Annotated in this window: 10 protein-coding genes; 6 read left to right on the top strand and 4 right to left on the bottom strand. The window is 66.6% G+C overall.

Annotated elements, in window-relative coordinates; all coding sequences use genetic code 11:
• Positions 1-130: 130 nt before the first annotated feature.
• Positions 131-739 (top strand): FAD-binding protein, encoded by a 609-nt coding sequence (locus ACQCSW_RS03110; protein ID WP_426990607.1) that lies wholly within the window; start codon positions 131-133, stop codon positions 737-739.
• Here ACQCSW_RS03110 and ACQCSW_RS03105 read toward each other — a convergent pair.
• Both ACQCSW_RS03105 and ACQCSW_RS03100 read right to left on the bottom strand, forming a co-directional pair.
• Entirely contained in the window at positions 736-1,368 is a 633-nt protein-coding gene (locus ACQCSW_RS03105) for a copper resistance CopC family protein (protein WP_426989451.1), read from the bottom strand. The genes ACQCSW_RS03110 and ACQCSW_RS03105 overlap by 4 nt on opposite strands.
• Before the next feature lie 117 nt (positions 1,369-1,485).
• A complete protein-coding gene (locus tag ACQCSW_RS03100; RefSeq protein WP_426989450.1) occupies positions 1,486-3,879 on the bottom strand; it encodes an ATP-binding cassette domain-containing protein in 2,394 nt (797 codons plus the stop codon).
• A gap of 109 nt (positions 3,880-3,988) precedes the next feature.
• Between ACQCSW_RS03100 and ACQCSW_RS03095 the strand changes: the two genes are divergently transcribed.
• Both ACQCSW_RS03095 and hutG read left to right on the top strand, forming a co-directional pair.
• Positions 3,989-5,431, top strand: coding sequence for an NCS2 family permease (locus tag ACQCSW_RS03095; RefSeq protein WP_426989449.1), 1,443 nt, complete (start codon positions 3,989-3,991; stop codon positions 5,429-5,431).
• A 162-nt stretch (positions 5,432-5,593) separates the two neighbouring features.
• The gene (gene hutG / locus ACQCSW_RS03090) at positions 5,594-6,577 is read left to right on the top strand and encodes a formimidoylglutamase (protein ID WP_426989448.1); all 984 of its coding nucleotides are present in this window, start codon (positions 5,594-5,596) and stop codon (positions 6,575-6,577) included.
• 34 nt (positions 6,578-6,611) lie between these two features.
• Here the strand turns inward: hutG and ACQCSW_RS03085 are convergent, their stop codons facing one another.
• Together ACQCSW_RS03085 and ACQCSW_RS03080 are read right to left on the bottom strand one after the other, a co-directional pair.
• Positions 6,612-7,277 carry a response regulator gene (locus ACQCSW_RS03085; RefSeq protein ID WP_426989447.1) on the bottom strand — a complete coding sequence of 222 codons (666 nt, stop codon included), beginning with the start codon at positions 7,275-7,277 and terminating at the stop codon, positions 6,612-6,614.
• A complete protein-coding gene (locus tag ACQCSW_RS03080) occupies positions 7,274-8,881 on the bottom strand; it encodes a sensor histidine kinase (protein WP_426990606.1) in 1,608 nt (535 codons plus the stop codon). The genes ACQCSW_RS03085 and ACQCSW_RS03080 overlap by 4 nt, the downstream gene beginning before the upstream one ends.
• A gap of 250 nt (positions 8,882-9,131) precedes the next feature.
• Here ACQCSW_RS03080 and ACQCSW_RS03075 point away from each other — a divergent pair, with 250 nt between their 5' ends.
• The 3 genes from ACQCSW_RS03075 to ACQCSW_RS03065 are packed head-to-tail and all read left to right on the top strand — an operon-like array spanning position 9,132 to position 12,264.
• The gene (locus ACQCSW_RS03075; RefSeq protein ID WP_426989446.1) at positions 9,132-10,142 is read left to right on the top strand and encodes a Bug family tripartite tricarboxylate transporter substrate binding protein; all 1,011 of its coding nucleotides are present in this window, start codon (positions 9,132-9,134) and stop codon (positions 10,140-10,142) included.
• Positions 10,139-10,651 (top strand): tripartite tricarboxylate transporter TctB family protein, encoded by a 513-nt coding sequence (locus ACQCSW_RS03070; RefSeq protein ID WP_426989445.1) that lies wholly within the window; start codon positions 10,139-10,141, stop codon positions 10,649-10,651. Before ACQCSW_RS03075 ends, ACQCSW_RS03070 begins: the two co-directional genes overlap by 4 nt.
• Positions 10,651-12,264 (top strand): tripartite tricarboxylate transporter permease, encoded by a 1,614-nt coding sequence (locus ACQCSW_RS03065; RefSeq protein WP_111907380.1) that lies wholly within the window; start codon positions 10,651-10,653, stop codon positions 12,262-12,264. Before ACQCSW_RS03070 ends, ACQCSW_RS03065 begins: the two co-directional genes overlap by 1 nt.
• Positions 12,265-12,300: the final 36 nt, after the last annotated feature.

Below are 12,300 nucleotides of genomic sequence, written 5' to 3'. Positions count from 1 at the left end.
CCGCCGACGCCCAATTCAAGGAGCGTCCCGGGCCGGTGCTGCGGCCGGACTTTGGGGGTAACGGAACGCGTGCGGGGCGACGCTGCCTGCATCCGGAAGCCTTTGAAGGAGGAAAACTGTAGTGTCAAGCATGCCTGTGAATGGCGGGACCGAACGGACCACCACGGTGATCATCGGCACGGGGCTCTCAGGCCTGGCTGTTGGCGCAGAACTGCGCCGCCGCGGCGTGGACGCCATCGTGGTGGACGGGCTCGACATCCTCGGCGCCGGACAACCGGCCAACACCGCTTCACTGCAGCGCTGCGACGCAGCAGACTCCGACTCCCTCCGGGAACGCAACGAGATCCTCCGCCACCTGCGCAACTACGCCGCCAGCCACCACATGGATGTCCGCAACACCACACGGGCAGTTCAACTGACCATGGTGGGCGGGGCATTGGACGGGTCGGCCCCGGGGTCCCCGTCCGGCCAGTGGGAAGTCCACACGCCCAACGGAATCCTGCTGGCAGACAACATTGTGCTGACCCGGTGCGCGCACAGCCAGCTGCGGCGCATGCTCAGCGACTTCGGCATCACGGTTGGCAGCAACCTGGTGGCAGCCATGCGGAAGATCGGCATCTACCTCGTGGGAGTGGGCGAGCTCATTACGCCCTCACCCAAGGAAGTCCTGCGTCAGGCGAAGACCGTAGGCCAGGCCATCTCGGCCACGGTCTACCCGGAAAGCGCCGCCGCCGTCTAGGCCTGTTCGTCGTCTTCGGCGTCGCTTCCTGCGGTGAGGCGGCGCTTCGCCAGGATTCCGATGGCCACCAGCAGCCCTACGGCCACTCCCGCAAAGATCACCAGGCTCCAAGGGAACGGTGCTGAGGCGTCTGCTGCCGGCGCCGGAGTTGCAACGGTTCCCGGCTGCGCGGTTCCCATCGTGGGAATAGCGGCCGACGGCGATGCTCCCGCCGCCGATGTTCCCGAGGGCGCGGCTCCCGCCGCAGCGGCGGTCGCCGTGAAGCCGAATGTCCCCTCGATCGGGTGGGAATCCGAGCTGACCACCCGCCAGGCCACGGTGTATGCGCCCGCCGGAGCGCCGGCCTTGAGCTTTTGGGTGGCAGTGCTGTCCACTATCTCGACGGCCCCGTCCGCCCATTCAGCCCCGGAGGAATCCTTGACCGAGAACTGCGCGCCGATGCCCAACGGGTTCTTGCTAAACGTGACGGACACCTGCGCCGGCGTAGTAGCCACCGTGGCGCCCTGCGCGGGGCTGCTGGACTCGGCGGCATCGTGTGCCGAAGCAGGGGCAGAAAATCCCATCAGCGCGGCGGCGAAAACGAAGGTCCCGAGCACAACGCTCAGCAACTGGCGGCGGATGGATCGCATCGGTGTACTGCTCCCTTGGGTTGGCGTCCTTCAAGCCTAGGCGAACTTCCCCTGGCAGCGGCGGCGCGCGCTGCCCGGCGCGCGCTGCCCGGGGCGCGCTGCCCGGGGCGCCGGTAATCAGCCGGCGACGTAAGCCGCGAGGTGCTTGCCGGTGAGCGTGGACTTGGCGGCCACGAGCTCAGCGGGCGTGCCCTCGAAAACGACCTTGCCGCCGTCGTGCCCTGCGCCTGGGCCGAGGTCGATGATCCAGTCGGCATGCGCCATGACCGCCTGGTGGTGCTCGATGACGATGACCGATTTGCCGGACTCGACAAGCCGGTCAAGGAGGCCCAGCAGGTTCTCAACGTCAGCGAGGTGGAGGCCGGTGGTCGGTTCGTCGAGGACGTAGACGTCACCCTTCTCGGCCATCTGCGTGGCCAGCTTGACGCGCTGCCGCTCGCCGCCGGACAACGTAGTGAGCGGCTGGCCGAGGGTCAGGTAACCGAGCCCGACGTCGACGAGACGGTCCAGGATGGTGTGGGCAGCAGGCGTGCGGGCCTCCCCTTCGCTGAAGAAGACCTCGGCCTCTGTCATTGACATGGCCAGCACCTCCGAGATGTTGCGGCCACCCAGCGTGAATTCCAGCACGGACGCCTGGAACCGCCGGCCCTCGCAGTCCTCGCATGTTGACTCGAAGGTGGCCATCACGCCCAACTCGGTGAAGATGACGCCCGCGCCGTTGCAGGTGGGGCAGGCACCTTCGGAGTTGGAGCTGAACAGCGCCGGCTTCACGCCGTTGGCCTTCGCGAACGCCTTGCGGATGGGTTCGAGCAGGCCCGTGTACGTGGCGGGGTTGCTGCGGCGCGAGCCCTTGATGGCGGCCTGGTCGACTACCACCACACCGTCACGTCCCGCCACGGAACCGTGGATCAGCGAGCTCTTGCCCGAACCGGCCACACCTGTAACCACGCAAAGCACGCCGAGCGGAACGTCAACGTCGACGTCCTGGAGGTTGTGGGTGGCGGCGCCACGGACTTCGAGGACGCCGGTCGAGGTGCGCACGGATCCCCTGACCTTCGCCCGGTCATCGAGGTGGCGGCCGGTGATGGTGTCGCTCCCGCGCAGCCCTTCCACACTGCCCTCGAAGCAAACGTTGCCTCCGGCAGTGCCGGCGCCGGGACCAAGGTCGACGACGTGGTCGGCGATGTCGATGGTCTCTGGCTTGTGTTCAACCACCAGCACAGTATTGCCCTTGTCGCGCAGCTGCAGCAGCAGCTCGTTCATCCGCTCGATGTCATGCGGGTGCAGGCCGATGGTCGGTTCGTCGAAGACGTAGGTGACGTCCGTGAGGGACGAACCCAGGTGGCGGATCATCTTGGTGCGCTGTGCCTCGCCACCGGAGAGGGTGCCGGCCGGGCGGTCCAGCGAGAGGTAGCCCAGCCCGATTTCGGCGAAGGAATCCAGCAGGTGCCGCAGGCCCTTGAGGAGCGGCGCAACCGACGGTTCGTCGAACTCGCGGACCCACTCGGCCAGGTCGCTGATCTGCATCTCGCAGAGATCGGCGATGTTCTTGCCCTGGATCTTCGAGGACCTCGCCTCGGGGCTGAGCCGGGTGCCCTCGCACTCGGGGCAGGCCTGGAACGTGATGGCGCGCTCCACGAAGCGCCGCACGTGTGGCTGCATCGCCTCGACGTCCTTGGACAGCATGGACTTCTGGATCTTGGGGATGACGCCCTCGAACGTGAGGTTGATGCCCTCAACCTTGATCTTGGTGGGCTCGGAGTACAGCATCGTCTCGAGCTGCTTCTTCGTGAACGTGGCAATCGGCTTGTCCATCGGGAGACCCATGCCCTCGAACAGCCGGCCGTACCAGCCGTCCATGCTGTAGCCGGGGACGGTCAGCGCACCGTCGCCGAGCGACTTGCTGTCGTCGTACAAAGCCGTGAGGTCGAAGTCGGAGACCGAGCCCATCCCCTCGCAGCGCGCACACATGCCACCCAGGTAGACAGCGTTCTGCACCACGGCCTTCTCGACCCGGCCACCGGCCTTCTCGGTGCTCATCACACCGCTGGCCTTCCGCGTCGGGACGTTGAAGGAAAACGCCGTGGGCGGCCCGACGTACGGGGTGCCCAGCCGGCTGAAAAGGATCCGGAGCATGGCGTTGGCGTCCGTGGCAGTGCCCACCGTGGAACGGGGGTTCGCGCCCATCCGCTCCTGGTCAACGATGATCGCCGTGGTCAGCCCTTCGAGGTGGTCCACGTCGGGCCGCGCCAGGTTGGGCATAAACCCCTGCACAAAGGCACTGTAGGTCTCGTTGATCATCCGCTGGGACTCCGCGGCGATCGTGGCGAACACCAGTGAGCTCTTGCCTGATCCGGACACCCCGGTGAACACCGTCAGGCGCCGCTTGGGAATCTCGATGCTGATGTCCTTGAGGTTGTTCTCCCGAGCACCCTGCACACTGATCAGATCGTGGCTGTCGGCGACGTGCGCCGCGGGGAGCTGCTGGTCTGTCGATGTGTCAGTAGTCATGGTGTCTCCAACATTTGCTCGGCATTGTGAGGTTCCTGACAGACATTCTAGGCGCGGCCCCCCCGCCCTCTAGGATCAAGTAACCCCAACAACACATCCCGGAGGACTAATGCTTAAGCAGGGCTCTGCCTTGGACCGGTACTTCAAGATATCCGAGCGGGGGTCCAACCTCTCCCGCGAGATCCGCGGCGGCTTTGCCACGTTCTTCGCCATGAGCTACATCGTGGTGCTTAACCCCCTGATCCTCTCCGGCCCGGATTCCAGCGGCAACACACTTGGTTTTGCCGCAGTGGCAGCTGTGACGGCTTTTGTGGCCGGTATCCTCACCATCCTGATGGGCGCCTGGGGCAGGCACCCATTCGCGCTGGCCGCGGGCCTGGGCGTGAACGCGTTTGTGGCCGTCACGGTAGCCACGAACCCGGGCCTGACGTGGCCGGACATGATGGGCCTGGTGGTCCTGTCCGGCGTGACCATGCTGATCCTGGTCCTCACCGGCTTCCGGACCGCCGTCTTCAAGGCCGTCCCTGACGGGCTCAAAACCGCCATAGTGGTGGGCATCGGTCTGTTTATCGCCCTTATCGGGTTGGTGAATGCCGGCTTTGTGCGCCGGATCCCCGACGCTGCCGGCACCACTGTTCCCGTGGGCCTGGGCTTCGACGGCAAGCTGCTGGGCTGGCCCACGGCCGTCTTTGTTTTCGGCCTGATCCTCACCATCGCCCTGGTGGTCCGCAAGGTCAAGGGCGCTATTCTGATCGGCATCATCGCCTCGACCATCATTTCCGTGATCCTTGAAATGACCCTCCACATCGGCCCCAGCTTTGACGGCACCACCGCCAACCCGCAGGGCTGGTCCCTGGTGGCGCCGTCCTTTACGGAGTGGAGCGCCCCGGACCTGTCGCTGATCGGCAAGGCCAACCCCTTCGGCGCTTTTGAACAGCTGGGCTTTGTGGCCGCCACGCTGCTGGCCTTTGTGATCCTGCTCAGCATCTTCTTCGACGCCATGGGCACCATGGTGGGCCTGGCCAACGAGGCCGGCACGGTGGACAAGGACGGCAACATCCCGGACGTGGACCGCGTGCTGCAGGTGGACGCGTTGGGCGCCATCGTGGGTGGCGGCGCCTCCGTCTCGTCGAACCAGATCTACGTTGAAGCCGGCGCCGGGATCGGCGAGGGTGCGCGGACCGGCGTGGCGTCCATCGTCACCGGCCTGCTGTTCCTGGTGGCCATGTTCTTCACGCCGCTGATCAACCTCGTTCCGTTCGAGGCGGTGGCCCCTGCCCTGGTGGTGGTGGGCTTCATGATGGTCTCCCAGGTGGGCAAGATCGACTGGCAGGACTGGGGAATCGCCATCCCGGCCTTCCTGACCTTGACCCTGATGCCGTTCACGTACTCCATCGCCAACGGTCTCGGCGCAGGCTTCATCGCCTATGTCCTGATCCGGACGTTCCAGGGCCGGGCTAAGGACGTCCACCCGCTGATGTGGGCGGTGGCCGGCGCGTTCCTGCTGTTCTTCGCCGTCGGTCCGATCGAGGCCGCACTGGGCATGCCCTAGCGCCCGCTCCCTCGCGTCCCCGCCGCCGAGATGGCATTTCGCGGCAGTGTTTTCGGGAAACACTGCCGCGAAATGCCATCTCGGCGCTGTGTTTCCGGTATTCCGGACAGCCCGACGGCGGCGCTGCTGGTTTTCGGGCCCGAGCTGCGGTGAGCTAGGGGCATGGTTTCTCCTGAGCTCACCGTTGACGTGCCCCCGCAGCCCTGGACAGGGCGGTTCGACGGCGACGGCGCCGAGCACCGTCGCTGGTGGCAGGCGGTTTCTCCCTACGCACCCGGCGCTGAATCGTCTGACAACCCGCGGCAGGCACCCGCCGCACACTCCGCCGCAGTCCCCGCGGTGATCCTGGGCTTTGCCAGCGACGAGGGTGTGCGCCGCAACAAGGGCCGGACCGGAGCTGCGCTGGCGCCCGCCGCCATCCGGGCAGCGCTCGCCCCACTCGCGTTCCACCTTGACCGCACCGTGTTCGACGCCGGGGACATCGTGGTCTCGGACGGCGCCATGGAGGCCGGCCAGGCCCGCGCCGGGCACGCGATCACCTCCATGCTCGACGCCGGCCGCCTCACCGCAGTGTTGGGCGGCGGGCATGAGACCGCGTTCGCAAGCTATCTGGGCGTAGCCGGATCAGACGCCGTGCGCGGCGGAAAGCGGCTGGGCATCCTGAACCTGGACGCGCACTTCGACCTCCGCGATGAGCCCCTGCCCAGTTCCGGGACGCCGTTCCTCCAGATGGCCGGAGCGGAAGCCGCCGCGGGGCGCGAATTCTGTTACGCCGTCGTCGGGATATCCGAGCCGAACAACACGCGGTCACTCTTCAACACAGCGGATCGGCTGGACGTGCGGTACCTGCTGGATGAGGACTGCACGGCGGAGCGCGTCCGGGCGTTTGTAGCGGACTTCCTGGCAGGCGTGGACGTGCTGTACCTGACGATCGACCTGGATGTCCTGCCGGCGTCGGTGGCTCCCGGCGTGAGCGCACCCGCTGCCTACGGCGTGCCGCTGCCGGTGATCAGCGCGGTCTGCCGGCAGGTGGCGGAAAGCGGCAAGCTCCTGCACCTGGACGTGGCCGAGCTGAACCCGCAGTTCGACATTGACGGCCGGACCGCCAAGGTTGCCGCGCGGCTGGTGAACACGCTGCTGCGCTAAGTCCCCCGGCTGGGGATACTGGCGGCCGGCGCGGCTAAACCTTCAGCACGTAACGCCGTTCCGGCCTGCCCACTCCGTACTTAAGCCGGACCTCCAGCACGCCTTCGTCGTGGAGGTACTCAAGATACCGGCGCGCACTGACCCGGGACGTGCCCAACTGGACGGCCACTTCGGCGGCGGACAGGTCGCCGTCGGCCTCTTTCAGGGCAGCTTCCACCAGCTTCAGCGTTTCGATGCTGCAGCCTTTCGGCAGCGGCCGATCGGTCCGGTCCAGCCCGAACACCCGGTTCACGTCCGACTGCTCCGCCACATCCTTGGCCGAGTCGAGGCCCTGGTAGGCGCTGCGGTAGTGCTCCAGCCGTTCCTGCAGGTCAGTCTGTGAGAAGGGCTTGATGAGGTAGTGCACAATCCCGCCGCGGAGGGCCTTGCGCACCGTGTCCACCTCACGGGCGGCGCTGATCACCAGGACATCCAGTTCCGGGGCCACCTCGCGCAGTTTGTTCATGAGGTCCAGGCCGTTGATGTCCGGCAGGTGGATGTCGAGCAGCACCAGGTCCGGCAGCAACCGGGCGGTTTCCGTCACAGCCTGGGCGCCGGTGTGGGCCACCCCGACGACGGCGAACCCGGGAGTGCGCTGGATGAACCCTGCATGGACCTTGGCCACCATAAAGTCGTCATCGACGATCAGGACTTTGATCATTGCTGCAGTCTCCGTGTTCGTTCCGGGCGGGTTCGTTCCAGGTGGGTTCGTTCCAGCCGGGCGGTGAAGACCGCCCCATTGTGGTTGGTTACCGTGAGGTCGCCGCCGCTCCGCCGGCAGACCACCCGGGAGAGCGCCAGGCCGAAGCCCCGGCTCCCGCCGGGGCCGGGGTCCTTGGTGGTGAAACCCTGCCGGAAGATTTCCCCCGCATCCCCCGTGACGCCGGGACCGGAATCACGGACGGTCACCGTCACGCCGCCGGCTGTGTCCTCCACGAGTACCCTGACCACTGCCTCTGGAAGCCCGGCGACGGCGTCGAACGCGTTGTCCACGAGGTTTCCGACGACGGTGGTCAGGTCCCGGGAGAGCTCATCGTCAACGCGCTCCAGCCCTGATTCCTGGTCGAGCTGCAAGGTGACTCCGCGTTCGGTGGCCAGGCTCGACTTCGCGATCAGGAGCGCGGCGAGCGCCGGGTCCTCGATGCGGCTGGTGACTTCATCGTTGAGCCGGGTCCTGTCCAGCGTGGCGCCGTTGACGAACTGGACCACGGAATCGTATTCCCCGATCTGGATGAGGCCGGAGATCACGTGCAGCTGGTTGGCGAATTCGTGGGCCTGGGCGCGGAGTGTGTCAGTGGCCGTCCGGGTGGCACCGAGTTCCCGCTCAAGTGCGGACAGCTCCGTGCGGTCACGCAGGGTGGTGACGGAGCCGATGTCGCGGCCGCGCGAACGGATGGGAACCCGGTTCAGCACCACCAGCCGGTCGCCAACGAGCACCAACTGGTCCGGCCCCGGCTGCTCGCGGGTGAGGACTTCCTTGAGGGCGGGCTCCACGGACAGACCGGCCAGCCGCTTGCCCACACAGTCAGCGGGGAGGCCCAGCAGCGCGCGGGCGCTGTCGTTGGCCACTGTGATGCGCTCGTACGGGTCCAGCGCCACCACGCCTTCCTTCAGGCCATGCAGCATAGCCTCGCGGTTTTCCACCAGCCCGGTGATTTCGCTGGGCTCCATCCCGAGGGTTTGCCGCTTCACCCTGCGCGAGAGGAGCAGCGAACCGGCCACGCCAAGGACGCTGGCTACTCCGAGGTAGGTGAGGAGGTTGGGAACAGCCTCGCCCAGCCGCTCCAATGCGGACGGATAGTTGCGGCTGATGGACGCAATGCCGATCATCTTTCCGGCGTCGTCCAAAACCGGGACGTGGGCTGACAAGGCCTCCGCGCCGGACCCGCCCACCACGCCGGTCCACGACCGGCGTTCCATCACGCGGCTGGGGCCAAGTTCCATCGGTTGGCCGAGCAGGCTGGGATCGGACGATGCAACCACCGTGCGGTCCAGCTTTGCGAGCGCCACGTTCGAGGATCCGGACACCGTCCGCACCGACTCGGCAACGGCGGGAAGGGCTGACCCGCCCCGAGGTTCCGCTGCTGGAAGCAGCTCACGCACAGTGGGGTTGGCCCCGAGCGCTTCCGCGGCGGACAGCGCCCGGCGGCCCTCGATCCGCTCGAATGCCGCGGCGGATTGTGCCAGCGAAATGGCTACCACGGCGACGAGGACCGCGAGGACGATCAGCAACTGCAGAACCAGGTACTGCCCCGCGAGGGACATTCCTCTTCGTCGAGTCACTGTGGTTTTTTCCTCTGGTTGTCGGGCCTCTCGTGGTCAGGGTACCGGAACTATACCCCAGCGCGCGCCTGCCCCCGGGTTGTGCGCAGGCGCCGGTGGACCGCCGGAAACGTGAACGCAATGAACTTAACTTTCTCTGCGTACACAAGAGTGATGCCGATCACTGACGGCCCTAGCATCGGAACTACAAGTCAGCCGCTGCTGATCAATTTTGATTGAGAAGAGGAACACCATGCGCCAGATCCGCGCATTGCGAATCGCCGCCGTCGCCGCCGGCATCGCCCTGATGGCCACCGGCTGCGGTGCCACCGGCAAAAGCTCCACCGACGGCGCCAGCTCCGGCGCCGCAGCAGGCCCCGTGACGGGGCTCCAGATCATGGTCCCCAACACTCCCGGCGGTGGCTACGACACCACCGCCCGCGTGGCGGCGAAAGTTCTCGACGACGAGAAGGTCGCCACCAACACCGAGGTCTTTAACCTTGCCGGCGCCGGCGGAACCGTGGGCCTGGCCCGCATCGTCAACGAAAAGGGCAACGGCGACCTCACCATGCTCATGGGCCTGGGCGTGGTGGGCGCGAGCTACACCAACAAGTCCGAGTCCAAGCTGACCGCCACCACCCCGCTGGCCAAGCTCATCGAAGAGCCCGGCGCCATCATGGTCAACAAGGATTCGCCCTACAAAACCATTGACGACCTGGTCACCGCCTGGAAGGCCGACCCCGGTTCCATCAGCGTGGGCGGCGGATCCTCCCCCGGCGGCCCCGACCACCTGCTGCCCATGCAGCTCGCCGGAGCCGTGGGAATCGATGCCACCAAGGTGAACTTCGTGTCCTACGACGGCGGCGGGGACCTTCTCCCGGCCATCCTCGGCAACAAGGTGGGTTTCGCAGCCTCCGGCGCCGGCGAGTACCTCCAGCAGATCCAGTCCGGCGAGGTCCGAGTCCTGGCAACCAGTGGCGAAAAGCGGCTCGACGGCGTGGACGCACCCACCCTCAAAGAGTCCGGAATCGACCTGGTGTTCAGCAACTGGCGCGGCATCGTAGCCCCTCCGGGCATCAGCGACGCGGACAAAGCCAAGCTGATCGCCGCCCTCGAAAAGATGCACGGCACCGACGCTTGGAAGGAAGCCCTCAAGACCCACAGCTGGTCCGACGCCTTCATCACCGGTGACGAGTTCAAAACCTTCCTGAGCGAACAGGACAAGCGGGTGGCGGACGTCCTCACGAAGCTTGGCCTGACGTGAGCTCCTCACCAACTTTGGCCTCACGGCTCAAAGGCCGCTCCGAGCTGGGGGTAGCCCTGCTGCTCGGAGCGGCGGGCGTCCTCGTCCTCGTCGACGCCATTGCCCTGGTAACCCCGTACTCGAAGTCGGATCCTGTGGGACCGAAGACCCTGCCTTACCTCGTGGCCGGTTTGCTGATCGTCTGCGCCATCATGCTGGCAGTCAACGTGCTGCGCGGTGGACAGGGCGAGGCCGAAGGCGGCGAGGACGTGGACCTCACGCACCCCGCCGACTGGAAGACCGTCCTGCCGCTGGCCGGAGCCTTCGTCGCCAACATCCTGCTCATCGACTGGGCAGGATGGGTGATCTCGGGAACGGTCCTGTTCTGGGGCAGCGCGTGGGCCTTGGGCAGCCGGCACTACATCCGTGACGGCATCATTGCCGTTGCCCTCTCCGTGCTCACCTTCTACGGTTTCTACCTGGGCCTCGGCATTCCGTTGCCCGCTGGCCTCCTGGAAGGGGTTCTCTGATGGATGTCTTCTCCTCCCTCATGGACGGCTTCGCCACCGCCCTGACCCCCATGAATTTCCTCTACGCCGTCATCGGCGTACTCCTGGGCACCGCCGTCGGCGTCCTCCCGGGCCTGGGCCCGGCCATGACCGTTGCCCTGCTGCTCCCGGTCACCTACGTCCTGGAACCCACCAGCGCCTTCATTATGTTCGCCGGCATCTACTACGGCGGCATGTACGGCGGCTCCACCACCTCCATCCTGCTGAATACACCGGGCGAATCGTCGTCGGTGGTCACGGCCATCGAAGGCAACAAGATGGCGAAAGCCGGCAGGGCCGCCCAAGCCCTGGCGACGGCGGCCATCGGCTCGTTCGTGGCCGGCACCATCGGCACCGCCCTGCTCGCAGTCTTTGCGCCGATCGTGGTGAAGTTTGCGGTCAGCCTGGGCTCGCCCAGCTACTTTGCCATTATGGTGCTTGCCCTCCTGGCAGTCACCGCCGTCCTTGGATCATCCCGGCTGAGGGGCTTTGCCTCGCTGGGGCTCGGACTCGCAATTGGCCTGGTGGGCATCGACTCCGTCACGGGCCAGCGACGGCTCACGTTCGGCCAGCCTTTGCTGGCTGACGGCTTGGACATCGTGGTGGTCGCAGTGGCCATCTTCGCCGTCGGCGAGGCACTGTGGGTCGCCGCGCACCTGCGCCGCAATCCTCTGCAGGTCATTCCCGTAGGCCGTCCGTGGATGGGCAAGGAGGACTGGAAACGGTCCTGGAAGCCCTGGCTCCGCGGAACGGCGTTCGGCTTCCCCTTCGGCGCGCTTCCGGCCGGCGGGGCGGAGATCCCCACGTTCCTCTCCTATGTCACTGAGAAACGCCTCAGCAAGCACCCCGAGGAGTTCGGCCACGGCGCCATTGAGGGCGTGGCCGGGCCGGAAGCAGCCAACAACGCTGCCGCCGCCGGCACCATGACACCCCTCCTTGCCCTGGGCCTGCCCACCAACGCCACGGCCGCCGTGATGCTGGCAGCGTTCACCTCGTACGGCATCCAGCCAGGGCCGCAGCTGTTCGCCAGCCAGGGGCCGCTGGTGTGGGCCCTGATCGCGAGCCTCTTCATCGGCAACTTCCTGCTCCTGATCATCAACCTGCCGCTGGCACCGCTGTGGGCCAAGCTCCTGCAACTCCCCAGGCCCTACCTCTACGCGGGGATCCTGTTCTTCGCCACGCTCGGCGCCTACTCCGTGAACCTGCAGGCATTCGACCTGGTCCTCCTGCTGGTACTGGGTGCGCTCGGGTTCATGATGCGCCGCTTCGGGCTTCCGGTGCTTCCGCTCATCCTTGGCGTGATCCTCGGGCCGAGGATCGAAGGCCAGCTTCGCAAGACGCTGCAGCTCAGCGCCGGCGACCCTGCCGGCCTGTGGAGCGAGCCGATCGCCGTCGGAGTCTACGTCCTCATAGCGCTCATCCTGCTTTGGCCCTTCCTGTTCAAGCTGATCCGCCGGAACCGCCCTGCAGCCATGCCTGCAGGGATCCTCGCAAAATCCGGATCCTCCGAACCGACGGACGCTGGAGGCAGCGGCAGCCATGGCAGCCACCGAGCCGATGCCACCTCAGGTGGCGACGGGGACGGCGACGGCTAGCCCGTCCTGGGCATCCGCCCCGCAGCAGAAGATCAA

Origin of the sequence: Pseudarthrobacter sp. Y6, from assembly GCF_050156205.1 — a bacterium.
Lineage (GTDB): Bacteria > Actinomycetota > Actinomycetes > Actinomycetales > Micrococcaceae > Arthrobacter.
The sequence above is the reverse complement of the archived record's forward strand: the minus strand, read 5'-3'. Positions and strand labels throughout refer to the sequence as shown.